At 38.7% G+C, this 19,873-nt stretch carries 20 protein-coding genes; 14 read left to right on the top strand and 6 right to left on the bottom strand.

The features are described 5' to 3' along the window. Positions 1–92: 92 nt before the first annotated feature. The 13 genes from U1E44_RS05685 (at position 93) to argH (ending at position 13,405) form a co-directional block, all read left to right on the top strand. Complete coding sequence (locus U1E44_RS05685) at positions 93–1,292, top strand: hypothetical protein (RefSeq protein WP_322930087.1); 1,200 nt, start codon at positions 93–95, stop codon at positions 1,290–1,292. A gap of 218 nt (positions 1,293–1,510) precedes the next feature. Then, positions 1,511–2,131, top strand: coding sequence for a GNAT family N-acetyltransferase (locus U1E44_RS05680; protein WP_322930086.1), 621 nt, complete (start codon positions 1,511–1,513; stop codon positions 2,129–2,131). Then, the gene (gene argG, locus U1E44_RS05675; protein ID WP_322930085.1) at positions 2,128–3,318 is read left to right on the top strand and encodes an argininosuccinate synthase; all 1,191 of its coding nucleotides are present in this window, start codon (positions 2,128–2,130) and stop codon (positions 3,316–3,318) included. The genes U1E44_RS05680 and argG overlap by 4 nt, the downstream gene beginning before the upstream one ends. Next, a complete protein-coding gene (argC, locus tag U1E44_RS05670) occupies positions 3,311–4,285 on the top strand; it encodes an N-acetyl-gamma-glutamyl-phosphate reductase (RefSeq protein WP_322930084.1) in 975 nt (324 codons plus the stop codon). Before argG ends, argC begins: the two co-directional genes overlap by 8 nt. A 187-nt stretch (positions 4,286–4,472) precedes the next feature. Further along, positions 4,473–5,267: a pyrroline-5-carboxylate reductase gene (proC, locus tag U1E44_RS05665; protein ID WP_322930083.1), complete on the top strand. Its 795-nt coding sequence runs from the start codon at positions 4,473–4,475 to the stop codon at positions 5,265–5,267. A gap of 2 nt (positions 5,268–5,269) precedes the next feature. Beyond that, positions 5,270–6,397: an aspartate aminotransferase family protein gene (locus U1E44_RS05660; protein WP_322930082.1), complete on the top strand. Its 1,128-nt coding sequence runs from the start codon at positions 5,270–5,272 to the stop codon at positions 6,395–6,397. Then, on the top strand, positions 6,394–7,590 hold the full coding sequence (locus tag U1E44_RS05655) for a glutamate-5-semialdehyde dehydrogenase (RefSeq protein WP_322930081.1): 1,197 nt from the start codon (positions 6,394–6,396) through the stop codon (positions 7,588–7,590). Before U1E44_RS05660 ends, U1E44_RS05655 begins: the two co-directional genes overlap by 4 nt. 33 nt (positions 7,591–7,623) lie before the next feature. Beyond that, the gene (gene proB, locus U1E44_RS05650; protein WP_322930080.1) at positions 7,624–8,385 is read left to right on the top strand and encodes a glutamate 5-kinase; all 762 of its coding nucleotides are present in this window, start codon (positions 7,624–7,626) and stop codon (positions 8,383–8,385) included. A gap of 5 nt (positions 8,386–8,390) precedes the next feature. Continuing rightward, entirely contained in the window at positions 8,391–9,329 is a 939-nt protein-coding gene (locus tag U1E44_RS05645) for an N-acetylornithine carbamoyltransferase (RefSeq protein WP_322930079.1), read from the top strand. An 11-nt stretch (positions 9,330–9,340) separates the two neighbouring features. Then, the gene (locus U1E44_RS05640) at positions 9,341–10,093 is read left to right on the top strand and encodes an SDR family NAD(P)-dependent oxidoreductase (RefSeq protein ID WP_322930078.1); all 753 of its coding nucleotides are present in this window, start codon (positions 9,341–9,343) and stop codon (positions 10,091–10,093) included. A 1-nt stretch (position 10,094) separates the two neighbouring features. Further along, positions 10,095–10,877, top strand: coding sequence for an acetylglutamate kinase (argB, locus tag U1E44_RS05635; protein ID WP_322930077.1), 783 nt, complete (start codon positions 10,095–10,097; stop codon positions 10,875–10,877). After that, positions 10,877–11,944, top strand: a complete 1,068-nt coding sequence (locus U1E44_RS05630; protein WP_323673856.1) for a M20 family metallo-hydrolase — start codon at positions 10,877–10,879, stop codon at positions 11,942–11,944. The genes argB and U1E44_RS05630 overlap by 1 nt, the downstream gene beginning before the upstream one ends. A gap of 183 nt (positions 11,945–12,127) precedes the next feature. Beyond that, complete coding sequence (gene argH, locus U1E44_RS05625) at positions 12,128–13,405, top strand: argininosuccinate lyase (RefSeq protein WP_322930075.1); 1,278 nt, start codon at positions 12,128–12,130, stop codon at positions 13,403–13,405. A gap of 476 nt (positions 13,406–13,881) precedes the next feature. Here argH and U1E44_RS05620 read toward each other — a convergent pair whose 3' ends face one another. Both U1E44_RS05620 and U1E44_RS05615 read right to left on the bottom strand, forming a co-directional pair. After that, positions 13,882–14,184: a type II toxin-antitoxin system RelE/ParE family toxin gene (locus U1E44_RS05620; RefSeq protein ID WP_322930074.1), complete on the bottom strand. Its 303-nt coding sequence runs from the start codon at positions 14,182–14,184 to the stop codon at positions 13,882–13,884. A 1-nt stretch (position 14,185) separates the two neighbouring features. Continuing rightward, positions 14,186–14,407, bottom strand: a complete 222-nt coding sequence (locus U1E44_RS05615; RefSeq protein WP_322930073.1) for a hypothetical protein — start codon at positions 14,405–14,407, stop codon at positions 14,186–14,188. A 264-nt stretch (positions 14,408–14,671) separates the two neighbouring features. Here U1E44_RS05615 and U1E44_RS05610 point away from each other — a divergent pair, with 264 nt between their 5' ends. Further along, positions 14,672–15,463, top strand: coding sequence for a carboxypeptidase-like regulatory domain-containing protein (locus U1E44_RS05610; protein WP_322930072.1), 792 nt, complete (start codon positions 14,672–14,674; stop codon positions 15,461–15,463). 117 nt (positions 15,464–15,580) lie between these two features. Here U1E44_RS05610 and U1E44_RS05605 read toward each other — a convergent pair whose 3' ends face one another. The 4 genes from U1E44_RS05605 to U1E44_RS05590 all read right to left on the bottom strand — a co-directional run bounded on the left by U1E44_RS05605 (position 15,581) and on the right by U1E44_RS05590 (position 19,785). Then, positions 15,581–16,423, bottom strand: coding sequence for a pseudouridine synthase (locus U1E44_RS05605; RefSeq protein WP_322930071.1), 843 nt, complete (start codon positions 16,421–16,423; stop codon positions 15,581–15,583). A 55-nt stretch (positions 16,424–16,478) separates the two neighbouring features. Beyond that, a complete protein-coding gene (locus tag U1E44_RS05600; RefSeq protein ID WP_322930070.1) occupies positions 16,479–17,387 on the bottom strand; it encodes a geranylgeranylglycerol-phosphate geranylgeranyltransferase in 909 nt (302 codons plus the stop codon). A gap of 10 nt (positions 17,388–17,397) precedes the next feature. Continuing rightward, positions 17,398–18,336, bottom strand: coding sequence for a mevalonate kinase family protein (locus U1E44_RS05595; RefSeq protein WP_322930069.1), 939 nt, complete (start codon positions 18,334–18,336; stop codon positions 17,398–17,400). A gap of 351 nt (positions 18,337–18,687) precedes the next feature. Then, positions 18,688–19,785 carry a diphosphomevalonate decarboxylase gene (locus tag U1E44_RS05590; protein WP_322930068.1) on the bottom strand — a complete coding sequence of 366 codons (1,098 nt, stop codon included), beginning with the start codon at positions 19,783–19,785 and terminating at the stop codon, positions 18,688–18,690. Between the last annotated feature and the right edge of the window lie 88 nt (positions 19,786–19,873).

The following is a 19,873-nucleotide window of genomic DNA, read 5'->3' as shown; positions in this document are numbered from 1 at the left end:
TCTTCTATTACAGTTTTGCCTATGCGCTTGAGCGGACAGATTTTTTGAAGTTAATAAGTCTGTTTTTTGCACTGTTTCTTTTGTGCTACAAAATGATACAGTTTGAAAAATGGAATTTTAAGTTTCTGTTCGTTGCCGGTCTTCTTTTTCGGCTCATTTTCATGGCTGCCACGCCTAATTTGTCGCAAGACTTTTATCGGTTTATTTGGGATGGCGAATTAATACGCAATGGAATTAACCCCTATCTCTTTGTTCCCAATACGCTCATCATAGAGCCAGAATTTCCTGTAGCCAATGCACGAATACTCTATGAAGGAATGGGTAGCTTAAGCGCCCGACATTTTTCTAATTATCCGCCACTAAATCAACTATTTTTTGGACTATCGGCTTTATTTTCCGAAGATCGAATTTTCGGAAACATCCTGTTTATGAGAAGCATTATGATCCTGGCAGATGTTGGCGTGCTTTACTTTGGAAGGCAATTATTGGGGCATCTTAACCTTCCCAAGTATCATGCTTTTTGGTATTTTCTAAATCCGCTTGTGATCATAGAACTTACTGGCAACCTTCATTTTGAAGGCGTAATGCTGTTTTTCTTTGTTTGGTCTTTATGTTTAATTGCCAAAGGCTACTGGCAATGGGCTGCCGTGGTCTATGCACTTTCTATTTCCGTAAAACTAGTGCCGATCCTGTTTTTACCGCTTTTTCTGCCTTTTTTTGGTTTTAAAAAAAGCACTCTGTTTTACCTCTTAGTAGGGGGCGCAATGCTCTTGCTATTACTTCCTTTTTTTACTGTAGAATTTATAGACAACTATTCGGCAACTATCGGGCTTTGGTTTTCTAATTTTGAGTTTAATGCCGGAGTCTATAATCTTATAAAACAAATTGCCCTTCATTTTGATATAAAAGGATACGAACTCATTAAAGATTTTGGAAAGATATCGCCCTACATCATAATTGCTGTCATCCTTTTTATTACTTTTTTAAAGAAGAACAATAGCCTTTCCCATCTTCTTAATTCCATGTTCTGGATCTTGTGTGTCTATTATTTTTTGGCCACCACCATACATCCTTGGTACATAATTTTTGTAGCACTTTTAGGCGTTTTTACACAATTCCGTTTCGCCATAGTATGGTCTGGTGTTGTGGCCTTAAGTTATTGGGCTTATTCTAAGAGTGATTTTAAGGAAAACTTATGGTTATTATTGGTAGAATACATCGTAATCTATGGGTTCATGGTCTACGAAATACGGTATCGAAATAACAAAAAGGCACTTTTTTGTAAAAATTGATAGGCTAATGTAATACTATGAATTAAATTTATACCTTTGTTTCGCAATGGAGAAAAAAGCACTTACTAACTATCAAAACGAATCAACCAATCTCGTTGTATCGTTTACTCCTTTTCGTCGTCGCCCGTAAGGGTGCAATTTCATTTTGGAAATAGGTGTGTCCATTTCTACTCTCGCTTCAAATACTATCTAAATTTTAATCTTTAAAGCAACGTTCAATGAAAATTGTTATTGCTAATGAATCTCATTTTAAATATGCGCAGATTATTTGCGACACTATAGAAGAGTCTGCAAAAATACGAGGCACGGGTATCGCCAAACGCACCCCGGAATATATTCAGAAAAAGTTGCAAAATGGCAATGCGGTTATTGCTTTGGATGGAACTACTTTTGCCGGATTTTGCTACATTGAAGTATGGGGTCATGAGAAGTTTGTTGCCAATTCCGGACTAATTGTACACCCTAATTATAGGGATAAAGGCTTGGCAAAGGATATAAAAAAGACGATTTTTGAGCTTTCCCGAAAAAAATTTCCAAATGCCAAGATTTTTGGGATTACTACAGGGCTTGCTGTAATGAAGATAAATTACGAACTGGGGTACAAACCGGTAACATTTTCGGAACTTACCGATGATCCCGATTTTTGGAAGGGATGCCAAACCTGTAAGAATTTCGATATTCTTACCCGTACCGAACAAAAAATGTGCCTGTGTACCGGCATGTTATACGATCCTTTTGCAAAAAATGGGGACCGCGAAAAGGAAAAATTGAATACTAAAGCATTTAAGCGATTAAAGAGTATAAAAGAACATCTGTTTTTTAAAAAGAAAGAAAAATGAAAAAGTTAGTTTTGGCCTATAGTGGTGGATTAGATACTTCATATTGCGCAAAGTTCTTGTCGCAGGACATGGGATATGAAGTACATGCCGTAAGTGTGAATACAGGAGGTTTTTCGGAAGAGGAAATACATGGCATTAAAGAAAAAGCCCTGCAACTGGGGGCGGCGTCCTATACTTCTATTGATGCCGTAGAAACCTTTTATCAAAAAGTGGTAAAATACCTCATCTTTGGCAATGTGTTAAAAAATAATACCTATCCACTGTCTGTGAGTGCAGAACGCATTATACAGGCCATGGAGATCGTAAATTACGCAAAAAAAATAGGAGCTAACTACATAGCACATGGTAGTACGGGAGCCGGCAACGATCAGGTGCGGTTTGATATGATTTTTCAAATCATCGCCCCTGAAATAGAGATCATAACTCCGATACGTGACAGCAAATTATCGCGTGAAGCAGAAATTGAATACTTGCAGAAAAATGGGATCGATTATTCTTGGGAAAAGGCGAAATATTCTATAAACAAAGGCTTGTGGGGCACTTCTGTAGGCGGTACAGAGACCTTAACTTCTCATGCTTCCTTACCGGAAACAGCCTATCCTAGCCAAATCCAAGAAACCAAGCCTACAGCCCTTACGTTAACCTTCAAAAATGGGGAGCCGGTATCCCTCAACGGAGAAGAGGCCTCGGCTGTAGATACAATTATTAAATTAAACGCTTTGGCATCGCAATATGCTATCGGAAGAGATATTCATGTAGGCGATACCATTATAGGAATTAAAGGAAGGGTTGGTTTTGAGGCCGCCGCCTCTTTAATTTGTATAAAAGCGCATCATTTATTAGAAAAACATACTTTGAGCAAATGGCAGCAGTTTCAAAAAGAACAATTGGGTAATTTCTATGGAATGCTTTTGCATGAAGGAAATTATTTGGATGAAGTAATGCGGAATATAGAAGCATTTTTATCGGACACCCAAAAAAATGTTTCAGGTGATGTGTACATAACCTTACATCCGTATCGATTTGAACTAAACGGCATCCGTTCTAAACACGATTTAATGAATGCCGCTTTTGGAAGTTATGGTGAAATGAATAAGGGTTGGACGGCAGAGGACGCCAAAGGATTTATCAAAATCCTATCCAATCCAGGAAAAATATACAATTTCGTAAATCAAAACAATGATTAAAGCAGGGATTATAGGCGGTTCGGGATATACTGGAGGCGAACTCATTCGTATTTTGCTTCATCATCCACAAACCGTTATCGATTTTATTTTTAGTACCACACGAGCAGGAAAAAAACTACACACAGCGCATCCCGACCTTTTGGGACTAACCAATTTGGAATTTACCGCTAAGGTGAATGCAAACGTGGATGTTGTTTTTTTATGTCTCGGACACGGAAATTCTACCCAGTTCCTTAAAAACCACACGTTTTCCACGAGTACCAAAATTATAGATTTAAGCAATGATTTTAGGCTACAAAAGGATGCTGTTTACGAGGAAAAAGAATTTGTTTACGGACTCCCTGAACTTCAACGAAATACCATTGTCAATGCCAATTATGTGGCCAATCCGGGTTGTTTCGCTACCGCCATACAGCTGGCACTTTTACCACTGGCAAAAGCGCAGTTGCTTCAACATGGAGTGCACATTAATGCGGTTACCGGAAGCACGGGGGCGGGCGTAGGACTGGCCGAAACCTCCCATTTCAGTTGGCGCAACAATAATGTTTCTTGGTACAAACCCTTTACCCATCAACATTTAGGAGAAATTAATGAAAGTTTAAGGTCCTTGCAGAAAGATAGCAGTCAACTTTTTTTTATTCCTAACCGTGGCAATTTCCCAAGGGGTATCTTTGTTACCGCATATACAGATTTCGAGGGTTCGGAAGCAGAAGCTAGGCAATTATATGCAGATTTCTATGTAGATGCACAGTTTACTCAAGTTTCGGAAGAACCTACTAGTTTAAAACAAGTGGTAAACACCAATCAATGTCATATTCACTTGATGAAACATGAGAATACGTTATTAATCACATCTATTATCGATAATTTATTAAAAGGAGCATCGGGACAAGCCGTCCAAAACATGAACCTGATGTTTGGTTTTGAGGAAACGGAAGGGTTACATTTAAAAGCAGGTGTTTTTTAGAGCGGATCAGTATTGATTTTTTTAGTAATGAGTATTAAGTACAAAGTACTAAGTATTCAAATTTGGGAAATTAGAACGAATTGCAATGGTTTTGAAAGCCATAAAAATGGAAACATTAAGTATACTTAGTATATAATATTTATAAAACAAACTTGGTACTTTGTACGCTTTACTAACTACTAGAATTATGAAAATAGCTATAATTGGCACAGGAAATTTGGGTCTGTCTATTGCAAAGGGAATTTTGTTTAGCAACGGTGCCACTACCATGTACCTCACTAAAAAAAATACGGATAGCTTAGCAGCCCTGGAAAAATACGATAATGTAACAATAACGAGCAACAATAGGGAGGCTGTTTCAAATTCGGATATTCTAATTTTTGCAGTGCAACCCAGACATTTTCAAGACATCCTAAATGAAGTTAAGGATTTGTTTTCGGAGAAGCATGTCATTATTTCTACCATTACCGGTTTTAGCATTGCCCGTATGGAAGAAACTATAGGTACGGACTTATACATTCTAAGAAGCATGCCCAACACGGCTATTTCTGTAGGGAAGTCGATGACCTGTATTTGTGCGAATGAAAAGGGCAAAAAACGTATTGATTTGGCCAAAGCCATTTTTAACCGAATGGGGCATACTATGGAAATTCCGGAAGAACAAATGCAAGCAGCAACGGTAATTTGTGCTAGCGGCATTGCCTTTTGGATGCGCCTTATCCGCGCCACCACCCAAGGAGCCATTCAATTGGGATTCGATGCCAAAGAGGCTCAGGAATTGGCAATGCATACATGTAACGGGGCAGCTTCACTATTGATTGCATCGGATAGTCATCCCGAAAAGGAAATAGATAGGGTAACTACGCCTAAAGGCTGTACCATAGAAGGTCTTAACGAAATGGAACATCAAGGGCTAAGTTCTTCCTTGATTAAAGGGCTTGTAGCGTCATTCGAAAAAATCAATCAAATCAAAAAAACCTAACAATGAATTTATTTGACGTATATCCCCTATATAATGTAACCCCGGTTTCCGCTGAAGGTGTTGAGGTTACAGATGAGAAGGGTCAGAAATATTTAGATTTATACGGGGGACATGCTGTGATTTCTATAGGACATTCCCATCCGCACTATGTAAAACGAATTAAGGATCAATTAGATAAGATTGGTTTTTACAGCAATGCGGTACAAAGTCCTATTCAACAAGAATTAGCCACTAAACTGGGACACGTATCGGGCTGTGAGAATTATAATCTCTTTTTGTGCAACTCTGGAGCCGAAGCCAACGAAAATGCCCTGAAAATGGCCTCTTTCATCACAGGAAAAACCAGAATAATTGCGTTTCAGAATAGTTTTCACGGTAGAACTTCTGCGGCCGTTGCTGCCACCGATGATGAAAAAATTAATGCCCCTATCAATAAGCAACAAAAAGTGAGTTTTTTACCTTTTAATGACCATCATGCTTTTGAGAATGAAATTGAAAAAGGGGATGTCTGTGGCGTAATTTTGGAAGCCATTCAAGGGGTTGGCGGCTTGGATCAACCTTCTTCTTCTTTTTGTCAACATATAGCATCGCTTTGCAAGAAAAATAAGGTTGTTCTAATTGCCGATGAAGTACAAGCCGGTTACGGACGTAGTGGAAAATTCTTTGCCTTTCAGCATCATGGTATAGAACCGGACATCATTACCATTGCAAAAGGAATGGGCAATGGCTTTCCGATAGGCGGCGTATTGCTTCACGAAACCATTAAAGCTTCCTACGGAATGTTGGGAACCACTTTTGGTGGAAACCATCTTGCCTGTGCCGCTGCATTGGCGGTTTTAGAAGTTATTGAGCAGGAAGAATTGATTCAGAATGCAGAAGAGATGTTTCAATACGTTCTGGAAAAAGCAAAGGAGATTCCTCAAATACAGCAATTAAAAGGAAGAGGATTGATGTTTGGACTCGAATTTGATTTTGAGGTGTCAGATTTACGAAAAAGGTTGATATACAATCAACATATTTTTACAGGCGGGGCAAAAAACAAAAACGTACTGCGAATTTTACCCGCATTAAATATTAGGAAAGAACAGTTAGATGTCTTTTTTGAAGCCTTGAAAATAGAATTGACATGAGTTTACCCTTAACCATTGAACAACGAAATGCAGTATTGGATGGCATGGCCAGACTTCTGGATCGGGAACGAAACGCCATTTTAGAGGCCAACCAAAAAGATATGCAAGGTTATAAGGGCGGAGATCTTGCAATGCGGGACAGACTCTTGGTGAATCATGCCAAGATTGACGGCATGATTCTTTCGTTAGAACAATTGATAGGGAATACAGACCCCCTTGGTATAGAACGGTATCAGTTTAGTCATGAAAATGGGATGAAGGTATCTAACAGAACGGCTCCCTTTGGCACCGTACTTATCATCTATGAATCAAGACCCGATGTTACTGTAGAAGCTGCCGGAATTGCTTTTAAATCGGGCAATAAAATAGTATTAAAAGGCGGTAAGGAATCTCTAAACAGCAATCTTTTAGTAGTGGATCTATGGCATCAGGCACTTTCTGAAAATGATATTTCCAGTGACTGGATTTCCTATTTGAAGTTCAATAGAGCGGAAATACAAGCGTATTTGGAGAAACCACCACAAAAAATAGATTTAATTGTACCCAGAGGCGGGGAACAGTTAATCTCCTTTGTGAAACAGCATGCGACTTGTCCGGTTATTGTGAGTGGCAGAGGCAATAATTTTGCGTATGTAGATACGGAGGCCGATGTAGAAAAAGCCATCGACATTATCATAAATGCCAAGACAACCAAAATATCGGCCTGTAATGCATTAGATAAGGTACTCATTGCTGCCGATTTGCCCCGCAAACATGAGTTTCTGCATCATGTAGTGCAAGAGCTGAAAAAGAAGAAGGTCGCCATTTTTACCGATAGTGCCCTAACTGGTTTTGAAGGCACATCGCCTATGCCGAATGCCGCTATGTGGTATGAGGAATTTCTGGATTATAAAATAGTGTTGGGTCAGGTACCCGATTTGGAAACCGCCATTGATACTATAAACCAATATGCAGGCGGTCATTCTGCGTCTATCCTAACCGAAAATGAAACCACAGCACGTATTTTTATGGATGCGGTAGATTCGGCAGCCGTGTATCATAATGTATCTACACGTTTTACGGATGGAGGGCAATTTGGATTGGGGGGCGAATTGGCCATAGGAACAGATAAATTGCATCAACGAGGGCCTATTGGATTGCAACATTTGGTTACCAATAAATGGTATATTTTTGGAAACGGACAGGTACGGTAGCCAGCCCGAGCCATGGAGAAAAGCACATAATTAATGAGCAAAAAGCGTATTTTATTAAAAATTGGTACCAATACCCTTACTAAGGAAACCGATCAGATTTCTAGAGGTAAACTGGAGGATATTGGGCGACAAATAGCTGCCTTAAATGCGGACTACGAGTTTATTATCGTAAGCTCCGGTGCCATTGCGGCTGCCAAACAATTTGTAAAATTAGAACATAACGGAAAAGAAATTACCGTAAAGCAAGCCCTAGCAGCTATTGGTCAGCCCCATTTAATGCGCATGTTTCAGGAGAGTTTTCGAGAGTTGGGTCTTTCTAGTGCGCAGTGCCTTCTTTCGTATTCCGATTTTGAACATCCATCGAGCAAAATAAATATTAGCAGCACCATTAACGTATTAGTAGCCAATAATTTTATTCCTATTATTAATGAAAATGATACCGTTGCTACAGACGAAATTAAGTTTGGCGATAATGATAAATTAGCCGCCTTAACCGCAGCACTTTTAAAAGTAGATTTATTGATGATTGCCACCAATACGGATGGGATATATACTAAAAAATCTTTGGAAACCAATAATCCGGAAACCATTAAAAGGGTCAATGAAATAGCTGAATTAGAAAAAGAGGTGGGTCTTGGCAAATCGTCTATGGGTACCGGAGGGATGCAGTCTAAAATAGAAGCGGCTACCATCGCCAAAGCCGCATGTATTGAAACATGGATTGTGAACGGACTCAAAGAAAATTTTATCGTAGATGCTTTAAATGAAACCAGTATTTATACTAAAATAACCTAAAAAGAATGCAACATTTCCTATCTTTAAAAGATATCGATTCCCTTCCCAATTGGGTGAAAGAGGCAAGAGCATTAAAGCTAAATCCGGCTAAACATAAGAACCTTGGAAAGGGGAAAACTATGGTGTTATTGTTTTTCAACAATAGCTTAAGAACCCGTTTAAGCACCCAAAAGGCGGCAATGAATCTGGGTCTGGAAGTCATGGTTATGAACTTTGGAAGTGAGGGTTGGACGTTGGAGTTTGGCGATGGTTCCATCATGGATCAAGGGGCTTCTGAACATATAAAAGAAGCAGCCCAAGTAGTTTCTCAATACTGTGATATTGTTGCAATCCGGGCCTTTGCCGGTTTAGTGGACAAAGAAAAGGATGAAGCTGAAGTGGTTCTCAATGGCTTCAAAAAACATGCTACAGTTCCGGTTGTAAATATGGAAAGCTCCGTGGGGCATCCGCTACAGGCCTTGGCCGATGCCATAACCTTATCGGAACAAAATACTAAGGCAAAACCTAAAGTCGTACTCTCATGGGCACCACACCCCAGAGCGTTACCGCATGCCGTGGCCAATTCCTTTGTGGAAATGATGAAAATGCAAGAAGCGGAGTTTGTTATTACCCACCCAAAGGGCTATGAATTAAATGAAAAGGTAACGGCAGGAGTCACCATTGAGCACGATCAGGAAAAAGCGCTACAAAATGCCGATTTTGTTTACGTAAAGAATTGGAGCAGTTATGCAGATTATGGAAAAGTGGTGAATCAGGATAAAAACTGGATGATGACCAAGACCAAACTGGGCGATGCAAAATTTATGCACTGCCTGCCTGTACGGCGCAATGTAGTGGTGGCCGATGAGGTATTGGACAGTCCACAATCTTTGGTAATAGAACAAGCAAACAATAGAACTTACGCTGCTCAAATCGTTTTAAAGAAATTATTGGAGCAGTTATAAAAGATAAGAGCATGGCTCAGAAACTGAAAGACCGAGTTTGTATTGTAACCGGCGCTACAAGCGGTATGGGCAAGGCAATAGCGCAAGTTTTTCATGAGGAAGGAGCCAAATTAGTGCTGTCCGGGAGAAATGAAGAAAGCGGAAAGGCTTTGTGCAAAGCGTTGGAGAATTCCATTTTTATTCCGGGAGATGTCAGTGATGTTGCATACAATGAACATCTGGTAAAGGAAGCCATCTCCACCTTTGGAAAGGTAGATGCCCTATCTATAAATGCCGGAATTCTAGGATTGGGGAATGTGGTAGATTTACCCATAAACTCCTGGCAACAAACTATCCAAACGAATCTGAGTGCTATTTTTTACCTTTCAAAATATGCCATTCCCTATTTGATGGAAAGTGCACATGGAACTATTTTAATCAACGCCTCGATTGCTGCTTTTAAGAGTTTTCCCAATCATCCCGCTTACTGCGCCTCTAAAGCAGGTTCTTTGGCCTTAATGAAGCAGTTGGCGGTAGAATACGCTCCTAAAATAAGGGTTAATGCCATGTGCCCGGGACCGGTGGATACCCCTTTGTTGTGGGATTCGGCAAAGGCTTTTTCAGCACCCGAATCGGCCGTAGAAAATGCAAGAAAAACCACTTTACTGCAACGATTAGGCACGCCTGAAGATATCGCTAAACTGGCATTGTTTCTTACTTCCGATGATGCTTCGTGGATCACGGGGAGTACCTTTACTATTGATGGAGGAATTTTAAATGCGTAATATGAAGGAGAAATTATCAATAATTAAAATAGGCGGGAACATCATAGAGAATGAGTCGGAACTGTCGGACTTCCTTAGCTTATTTGCCAATCATCCCTCACCAAAAATACTAATTCATGGCGGCGGAAAACTGGCAACCGAATTTTCAAAAAAAATCGGAATAGCCCCAAAAATGATAGGGGGCCGAAGAATAACAGACAACGAAACCTTGGAAGTGATTACCATGGTCTACGGAGGTTTGGCCAACAAAAAAATTGTAGCTCGATTACAGGCTCACCATTGTAATGCGATTGGACTGAGCGGGGCAGATGCCAACACGATTCAAGCGCATAAAAGACCGGTTAAAGAGATTGATTATGGCTTTGCCGGGGATATTGATTCAATAAATGTAGCTGCCGTAAAAGCTTTGTTAGATGCCGGTTTGGTGCCTGTATTTTGTGCTTTAACGCATGATGGGCATGGCCAGTTATTGAACACAAACGCAGACACCATCGCTTCGGAAATTGCTATTGGAATGAGTGAGCTCTATGAAACGACGTTGTATTATTGTTTTGAAAAAAAAGGCGTTTTACTAGATATAGCCAATGAAAACTCCGTAGTACAGCATATCACCAAAAAGACGTATGATGAACTCTTAGAGCAGAACATCATCGCAGACGGGATGTTGCCTAAACTTGAAAATTGTTTTCATGCCCTATATAAAAATGTAGCTAAAGTATGTATTGGGGACATGAATATGTTAGATAAGAAAGCCTCTTTATGTACCACCATAACCCTGAAATGATGGAGCAAGAAAAACTGGTAGAAAACGCCATTGAATTACTAAAGAAATTAATAGCCATTCCCTCGTTTTCATCTGAAGAAGATAAGACGGCAAAGGTGATTGAGGAGTGGTTCATTAGGTTTGATATCCCCCATAAAAGAGAAAAGAACAACGTATATGCTTTTAACAAGCATTTTGATGCAAGCAAGCCTACCTTACTACTCAATTCGCATCATGATACCGTAAAGCCCAATTCCGCCTATACCAAAGACCCGTTTTATCCGCATATTGAAGACGGTAAGTTATTTGGTTTGGGGAGCAATGATGCCGGGGGAAGTTTAGTATCCCTCATAGCCACATTTACCTATTTTTATGCGGCGGAAAATTTAAATCACAATCTTATTCTTGTGGCTTCTGCGGAAGAAGAAAGTTCCGGTCCCAACGGACTAAACAGCATGTTGCCGTTGTTGCCAAATATTGATGTTGCTATAGTAGGGGAGCCTACTTTAATGAATTTAGCCATTGCAGAAAAAGGGTTGGTTGTTTTTGATGCTGTAGTAAAAGGAACCCCTTCCCATGCAGCACATCCCAACGACGATAACGCTATTTATAAAAGTGTAACGGTACTGGAGTGGTTTAAAAATTATAGTTTTGATAAGGTTTCCGAGGTATTGGGTCCGGTGAAGCTTACCGTAACCCAAATTAATGGAGGAAGTCAACATAATGTAGTCCCGGCATCGGTAGATTTGGTTATTGATGTCCGTGTTAATGACTGCTATACCAATAAAGAAATAGCAAGGATTTTAAAGGATGAAGCTCCTTGCGAATTAAAAGAGCGCTCCTTGCGATTAAATTCTTCTTCTATCGATCCTAATCATCCATTGGTACAGGCAGGAGTAGCATTGGGTAGAAGTACCTACGGTTCCCCCACCTTATCAGATCAGGCAACGCTTAGTTGTCAGTCTTTAAAGTTGGGACCTGGAGACAGCACCCGATCTCATTCGGCAGATGAGTTTATTTATGTAAGGGAGATTGAAGAAGGGATTGATTTATATATTCAAATTTTGGAGGGATTTTTGGTCCCCTAGCCCCCAAAGGGGGAAGGATCTTGCGGAGGGGTAAAATGGAAATAAAAAGCAAATAGATTTCCCTCTTCAGGAAAATGAAAAGTAAATAGTTATTTATGAAATGAGCCATAACAAACAGGATACCGCCCGAAATGTTGATTGGCGAATTACATCTGACCAATTAAGAACAATAAATATTAACAGATGAAACTCTGGGACAAAGGATTTAGTACAGATAAAAAAATAGACCATTTTACGGTTGGGAATGATCGGGAACTGGATTTGGTTTTGGCGAAATATGATGTAATGGCTTCCAAGGCGCATGCTAAAATGCTGGGCAAAATCGGCTTGCTTACCCCGTCTGAAGTGGAGGATTTAGTTGCTGAACTCAACCTAATTGCCAAAACTATTGATAATGGCTCCTTTACGATTGAAGATACTTTTGAAGACATGCACTCCAAAATAGAATTTCTTCTTATCGAAAAATTAGGGGATACCGGAAAAAAAATTCACACGGCACGCTCTAGAAATGATCAGGTTTTAGTGGCCATGCACCTGTATTTAAAGCATGAGCTTTCGGAAATAAAACAACAAACTAAAATACTGTTTGATTTGTTGCTGAATCTGGCAGATAAATACAAAGCCGTTTTTTTGCCGGGGTATACTCATTTGCAAATAGCTATGCCTTCGTCTTTCGGACTCTGGTTTTCTGCTTATGCGGAAAGCTTAATAGATGATCTTTATTTTATTGAAGCGGCCTATAAAATAGCCGATCAAAATCCGTTGGGTAGTGCTGCGGGCTATGGTAGTTCTTTTCCGTTGGATCGTACCTTTACCACCAAGGAAATGGGTTTTGAAACCTTAAAATACAATGTGGTTGCGGCGCAAATGGGTCGGGGCAAAGTAGAAAAAGCAACCGCTTTTGGTATCAGCAGTATTGCTGCAACGCTATCGAAAATGGCGATGGATATCTGTTTGTATATGAGTCAGAATTTTAATTTTATTTCCTTTCCGGATGAGCTAACTACGGGCTCCAGCATTATGCCGCATAAAAAGAATCCTGATGTGTTTGAACTGGTGCGTGGCAAATGCAACAAATTGCAAGCCGTTCCCAATCAGCTGACGTTAATCATTAATAATCTCCCTAGTGGGTATCACCGGGATTTACAATTGGTAAAAGAAATCATTGTGCCTGCTATACAGGATATAAAAGCCTGTATCGAGATTCTTACCTTTAGTCTTAGAGAAATTAAGGTGAATGAAACCATTTTAGAAGATTCAAAATACGATTATCTCTTTAGTGTAGACACTTTAAACGAATTGGTTTTAAGTGGTATGCCTTTCCGGGATGCCTATAAGAAAATGGGTAAGGAAATTAATGAGGGCACTTTTTCCCCTAAACGCGATATTAAGCATACTCATGAGGGTAGTTTGGGAAATTTATGCCTGAATGAGATACGGGAGAAGATGTTGAAGGTTTGATAATTTGAAAATGTACCAATGTGGAAATATACCAATGTAGTTAATGTGAAAATGTGTCAATTTGAAAATTGATAGGGAGTGTTTTTCCCCGCGTTGCGAAGTTTATAACTTCGCAGCCCCCCGATAGCGCTCGTCCAATGTCATTAAGTTAAGGTTTTTTTAAACTCCATCTTTTTGGTTTTTAGTCACTTTAGGCTTTATTCTTGATCGGTATTTTCTTGGATTTCTTTCAAATTTCCGATTAGGCCTGATGGGAACCGGATGTGATTTATATAAAGATTTAAGACGATCACTAAAAATCTCTGTCTTTATCCTTTCGAAGATAAAGCTAGCTGTTTTTTTTCATAAATAAGTCATTGATTATCAATTAAATATACAACTTATTTTAACAAAAAACAAATTTAAAATACTGAAAATCAGATATTTAAATCGCTAACTTAATGACATTGGACGAGCGCTAGCGGGGCTTTCGTTTTTTATATTTCTTTATCTAGTTTATTCGGGTTTTGTCTTGTGTCAAATATCGTAACAATATTAATTCGCTTGGAATTATAGCGATAGAATAAAATCGTTTGCTTTGTTATTACACATTTTCTTAAACCTTTTCCTTTTTTAGATTCAGGAAATATTTCAGGCTGGTTTTTAATTGTTTCAATTGATGAATTGAATTTTTCAACAAAGTCGGTTTTAACCCTGATCGACCATTCCGTAATTAAATACTCCAAAAGTTTATCTAATTTCCTTTCAGCTGTTTTTGAAATAAAAACTTTTCTACTCAATTTATCTGTGTTTTTGCATAAAAGAGTCGTAATCCTTTACTTTTCCGTTTTCTATTTCAAGAGAAGCTTTTTCAATTTCCTTACGTTGTTCAACAGATAAATCATCCCAAAAGTCAGTTGTTTTTGCTTTTTTGAAGATTCTCTTAATTGATTCGATTATTTTTGGATTTTCAGTATCCAAAAGCATTTTAACCAATTCTATTTTTTCCGTTTGAAGATTCATCTCGTAATGTTTTAAATCAAAAATAAGGATTTAAACCTAAATTTTATTGGAAAGTACAGTTTCTATTTTATGCCGTTATCGGTTCGTCGTTTCTAGTCGGTTATTATTTTCTTTTTATTCAAAGATTTCCAAACAATTCTTAGTGTTAATTTGCCTTTAGGAATAGATAAAAAGATGAAAACCACCTCATCCTGAAATTGATGAATGGGTATAAATTACGATCCTTTTTTTTTGTAATTTAATACCATACTAAAATAGGAATTCTTGTTTCGTAATATTCTTCTTCTTTTTGTATTGGTTTGTTTGGTGTTCAGTACCGCAAAGGCTCAGCAATTAACCATGGATCTCAGTGGCGTAGTGCAGAGTACTGAAAAGGATATTTCAGACGTTCATGTTCTTAATATTACCTCAAAAAGAGCTGCTATCACCGATGAAAACGGAAACTTTAGCATTGGTGTTACATTAGGGGATACCTTGGTATTTTCGGCCATTCAGTTTCAAAGAAAGCAGATTGTAGTTTCCGCCACAATACTTCAAACCGAATTTTTAACTGTGTCTTTGGTAGCATCGTTAGTAGAATTAGAGGAAGTAGTTGTAAGGCTTTTTAACCTTTCAGGGGATTTGGCACGTGATGTAGATCATATTTCCATCGATCTGCTCGTAACCGCTTCTTCTTTGGAGTTACCCAATGCGCATGTGCAAGTACTTACACAAAGTGAACGACAGCTTTACACGGCCAGAACATGGGATTTTACAGGGAATTCCATAAAATTGGATCCCTTGATCAATTATTTCTCTGGTAGAACAAAAAGGCTTAAAAATAAAGTGACACGGGATAAAAAGGCAGCCAGACTTGTAAAGTCTTATGAACATATAGCCGACTCCTTATTTATAGTCCAATTAAAAATTCCGAAGGAAAAGATTGACGATTTTATGTTTTACTGTGAAGCAGATCCCAAATTTGAAGCTACAATTGCCGCAAGCGATACACTTGCTATATGGAAATTCTTAACGGATATGAGTGATGCCTACAGGAAAAACAATGGATTAAAATAACCTAAAAACCTACGATAGAGGAAAAAAATGGGCGTAGAAGTATAAAACTTTCGATGCCGTAAGAATCGAAGCTTGGAAGATCAAAAATACAAAAAAGCAAATCGGGGCTACGTCATTTTATTTTATCATCCCCAAATTAACAATCTCTTGCGCTGTTAAATACCGCCAATGCCCTCGGGGAAGATCTTTTTTAGTGAGCGAGGCATACACCACCCGGTCTAGTTTTACGATTTCGTAGCCCAACGTTTCAAAAATACGGTGTACAATATTACTTTTAGAACTATAGATTTCAATCCCTACTTGATTTTTAGGTGCGTTTTCTACATAACTTATATCTTGCACACGTACCGGATTTTCATCGATGATAAGTCCGTCTTTAATCTGCTTTAAGTCGGCACTAATTAAATTTTTATTAAGTTCTACATGAAAAATTTTGCGAAGCCCATTTTTAGGGCGTACCAATTTTGCGGTGAGTTCGGTATCGTTGGTAAACAACAATAACCCTGTCGTATTTTTGTCCAATTTATCCACAGGTGGCAGCACCGACTTAGAAGCACTAGAAATAAGCCCCATGACGGTGCGCCTACCTTGTTCGTTCTTTGTGGTGGTTACAAAATCCTTGGGTTTGTTTAAAAGGACATACTCTTTTTTTATAGGATTTAGCACACGCCCATCAAACTTAACTACATCAGAAAGTTTTACTTTATGCCCCATTTCTGTTACGGGAATGCCATTTACCGTAACACTGCCTGCCTGAATGTAGATATCGGCTTCTCTCCGAGAACAAACCCCGGAATTGGCCACATAACGATTTAGTCGTATGCTGTTAGGATCGGAGGGTTTGTCCACGGCAGCCGTCCGCTTAATCGGGGCATTGCCCCGTGCATAGCTTTTTTTCCTAAAAGTACCGCCTTGTCTTCCTGAGGCTTTTTTATCATTATTAAAATCAGATCTGGACATATAAATTTTTGTGTAAAGGTAATAGATTTTGGGTGCATTCGCTATGAAACACAGATCACCAAAGGATTCTATTGAGCACTAAATCAATATCAATCAATAAAATACTAAAAACGCCACAAATAATGATCAATTTAAGAATATTGTGCAACCCCACATAATGTCCTTTAGAATCTGATTTCCATAGCAGTATAGAAAATAGCAGCAAGAAAACCACACTTCCCGCAAAATAGAGGTACATAAAACCCACATCAAATGTATAAATGAGCAAAAGAGCGGGTACCAGCGTTAATGTTACCAAAACTGTAATGAGTTGCTTGGATACTTTAATGCCGTAGAGCACAGGGATGGTTTTGTAATTCTGCACCAAATCTCCGGCCATATTCTCTAAATCTTTTATCATTTCACGCGCCAATATGAGTAGAAAAAGAAACATGGCGTGCACAAAAATGACCGTCTCAAAATTTTTGTAATACACAAATACGGCAAAAAAAGGTGTAATAGCCAAGGTGGCAGATACAAAATTGCCTACAAAAGCTATTTTTTTTAGTTTATGGGAGTAAAACCAGATGCCAAAAATATAGGCGGAAAAGAACAAAACCGCCCTAAACGAAACATAGCTAGCCAAAAAAACAGAAAGAAAATTAAGGATGAAGTAGGTGGTTAATTGAATCCGTTGCCCCACAAGACGATCTAACATTGTTTTTGTGGGTTTATTGATGAGGTCTTTTTCGGCATCATAAAAATTATTAATGATATAGCCGCCGGCAATGACCAGCGCCGATGCCAATACAATGACAAAAAGATGGCCATCAAAAACCACTTCACGAAGCGGTAAACTGGGTGCTAAAATATAGATAGACGCTAAATATTGTGCCAGCACAATCATGAGGATGTTGTACCCCCGTACTACAGAAAAAAGACTCAGCAACTTTAAAAGAAGGAGCTTGTTTTTTCTGTGTCGCATGATGTTGGATTTAGAAGTTGTAGACCACCTCTAATTTATACCCTTTTAGTGCTTTTTTTGCTTTTTCAATATCTTCTGTGAATCCCAAAATATATCCACCACCACCAGAACCACAAAGTTTTAAATAATACTCGTTGGTGTCTATGCCCTGTTTCCATAGCTTGTGGAATTCTACAGGAATCATCGGTTTAAAATTGTCGAGTACCACATGCGAAAGGTGTTTTATGTTGCTGAAGAGCGATTTTATATTGCCATTTATAAAATCATCCACGCAGGCATCGGTATGCTTAATAAATTGAGTTTTAAGCATATTTCGGAAACCTTCATGCTTCATTTGCTCCATGAAAATTTGAACCATCGGTGCTGTTTCCCCGGTGGTGCCACTGTCTAACAAAAAGACGGCTCCTTTACCCCCGAGGTTCTGAGAGGGTATGCTGGTAGATTCTATATTGTCTTTAGAATTGATGAGTATGGGCAAGCTAAGATAGCTGTTCAGTGGGTCTAATCCGGAAGATTTTCCATGAAAAAAGGATTCCATTGCTCCGAAAATGGATTTTAATTTTAATAGTTTCTCCCGAGTTAAATTTTCTAAGATTGTAATTTTGTCTGTGGCGTATTTGTCATAGATCGCAGCAACTAGGGCGCCACTGCTGCCAACCCCATAGCCTTGCGGAATAGAACTGTCAAAATACATGCCTCCGTCAATATCTGCTTTAAGTGCGTCTAAATCAAAACGGACGAGCTGTGGGTCATTGTGTTGTATTTTTTGTAAATAATCTAAAAAAGCACTTAGGTGTTCATTTGATTTCTTAGCGGTTCCGGATAAGTTTTTACTTGTTTTAAGCGCACCTTTAAAGAAATTATACGGAATGGAAAGGCCTTTAGAGTCCTTTATAATACCATACTCTCCAAAAAGTAGAATTTTAGCGTAGAATAATGGTCCTTTCATAGGGTATCGGTATATTGTTTTTTAGTGGTCTTAACGAACATCCAAGTGATCATTTTTCTGTGCAATCAAAAATGAATCATGGATGGTTCATTCATTCATTAAATTTTTAGTTGTCAGATCTGCCTTTGCCGACAGGCAGGTAAAATTTGCCAATCTACATTTTCGGTTGGTATCAACGTCATGGTTAGGGCTCATTTTATAAACATAAATTAAAAATTCTATTTGTTAATTAAGTGCAATACCGAAATAGGTTGCTGAATCCCAAATATATAGACTTTATAAGGTAAAATCAATAATTTTGGTCTTACTGCCCATTACATCGATAAAGATAACGCATAACTCAGATATAAATTACACATCTTTACTTAAAATCTCCTTGGCGCCAAAACCAATTTGGTCGCAAATATACTGCTCGTTTTCACAATAGGCAACTAACTCATTTGTAATAAAATACAAAATTTCATTTTGATTTTTTTTCGGATAAAGCAAATGGACATTAGCACCTGCGTCTAACGTAAAACAAACCGGAGTACGTGTAGCTTTCCGAAATGTCCAAATTCTTGAAATAATTTCCAAAGTATGAGGTCGCATCAACATAAAATACGGATTTGCCGTCATCATCATGGCGTGCAGCGTAAGGGCTTCACTTTCTACAATTTCAATAAATTTATCGAGATTACCATCTTTAAAAACGGCTTGTAACCGTGTTATATTTTCGTGCGCTTGCAAAAATCGACTCTTGGCATACGGATGGTTCAGCATTAAATCATGCCCTAATGAACTGCTTACTTGTTTCTGTCCTTTGTCTACCAATAAAATGGTGTCTTGATAATCTGCAAAGACCTTATGGATCAAGAAAGGGTATGGAATGGCGTACCTATCAGAACTTCCTAAAATTTCTTGGTGTTGTCCCCAATGTATGACCCCGCCTTGTATACTACGACAAGCACTTCCGGAGCCCAAGCGCGACAAAAAGGACGCTTTTTTAGTGAAATATTCCGGCTCCATGTCCGGATAAAACTCGCGCTCCATTGCCATTATGCAGAGGGAAAGTGCAGCCATACCGCTTGCAGACGAAGCAATACCACTACTATGCGGAAATGAATTTGAGGTTGTTATAACCAAATGATAGTCTTTCAAAAAAGGACTGTAAGGTTCAATTCTGGAAAAAAATAGCTTTATCTTGGGTTCAAAATCGGGCTTAGGCTTGCCCTCAAAGAGAAAATCAAAAGAAAAATCGTTTCGTGGATTTTTCAATTTGGTATAAGAAACGCTGGTAGTAGTAACACAGGTATCTAAGGTAAAACTTAAGGAAGGATTTGCTGGAATTTGATTTTTTAGTTTGCCCCAATATTTTACCAAAGCAATATTACTTGGTGCTTGCCAGGTGACCTTACCGCCCTTTTTACCTTCGGCATTTATCAATGGCACAAAATCATTTTCGGTCATTTACATGGCAATTTTGGCAAAGATAGCTTTTAAGTGGTTTTACTGTGGCGACAATTAAAATAAATTGCTACTTTAGGGCTATTGATCT

This window comes from Aurantibrevibacter litoralis, from assembly GCF_034651555.1.
GTDB lineage: Bacteria > Bacteroidota > Bacteroidia > Flavobacteriales > Flavobacteriaceae > Aurantibrevibacter > Aurantibrevibacter litoralis.
Note: the sequence above shows the minus strand (reverse complement) of the source record. Positions and strands in the feature narration are given on the sequence as shown.

Coding starts and splice junctions, on each gene's coding strand:
- U1E44_RS05685 (WP_322930087.1), top strand. CDS start 93: ATGATACAGTTTGAAAAATGGAATTTTAAGTTTCTGTTCGTTGCCGGT.
- U1E44_RS05660 (WP_322930082.1), top strand. CDS start 5,270: ATGAATTTATTTGACGTATATCCCCTATATAATGTAACCCCGGTTTCC.
- U1E44_RS05605 (WP_322930071.1), bottom strand. CDS start 16,423: ATGTCCAGATCTGATTTTAATAATGATAAAAAAGCCTCAGGAAGACAA.
- argG (WP_322930085.1), top strand. CDS start 2,128: ATGAAAAAGTTAGTTTTGGCCTATAGTGGTGGATTAGATACTTCATAT.
- U1E44_RS05630 (WP_323673856.1), top strand. CDS start 10,877: ATGGAGCAAGAAAAACTGGTAGAAAACGCCATTGAATTACTAAAGAAA.
- argH (WP_322930075.1), top strand. CDS start 12,128: ATGAAACTCTGGGACAAAGGATTTAGTACAGATAAAAAAATAGACCAT.
- U1E44_RS05615 (WP_322930073.1), bottom strand. CDS start 14,407: ATGAATCTTCAAACGGAAAAAATAGAATTGGTTAAAATGCTTTTGGAT.
- U1E44_RS05680 (WP_322930086.1), top strand. CDS start 1,511: ATGAAAATTGTTATTGCTAATGAATCTCATTTTAAATATGCGCAGATT.
- U1E44_RS05640 (WP_322930078.1), top strand. CDS start 9,341: ATGGCTCAGAAACTGAAAGACCGAGTTTGTATTGTAACCGGCGCTACA.
- proB (WP_322930080.1), top strand. CDS start 7,624: ATGAGCAAAAAGCGTATTTTATTAAAAATTGGTACCAATACCCTTACT.
- U1E44_RS05595 (WP_322930069.1), bottom strand. CDS start 18,336: ATGAAAGGACCATTATTCTACGCTAAAATTCTACTTTTTGGAGAGTAT.
- U1E44_RS05590 (WP_322930068.1), bottom strand. CDS start 19,785: ATGACCGAAAATGATTTTGTGCCATTGATAAATGCCGAAGGTAAAAAG.
- U1E44_RS05600 (WP_322930070.1), bottom strand. CDS start 17,387: ATGCGACACAGAAAAAACAAGCTCCTTCTTTTAAAGTTGCTGAGTCTT.
- argC (WP_322930084.1), top strand. CDS start 3,311: ATGATTAAAGCAGGGATTATAGGCGGTTCGGGATATACTGGAGGCGAA.
- U1E44_RS05655 (WP_322930081.1), top strand. CDS start 6,394: ATGAGTTTACCCTTAACCATTGAACAACGAAATGCAGTATTGGATGGC.
- proC (WP_322930083.1), top strand. CDS start 4,473: ATGAAAATAGCTATAATTGGCACAGGAAATTTGGGTCTGTCTATTGCA.
- U1E44_RS05645 (WP_322930079.1), top strand. CDS start 8,391: ATGCAACATTTCCTATCTTTAAAAGATATCGATTCCCTTCCCAATTGG.
- argB (WP_322930077.1), top strand. CDS start 10,095: ATGAAGGAGAAATTATCAATAATTAAAATAGGCGGGAACATCATAGAG.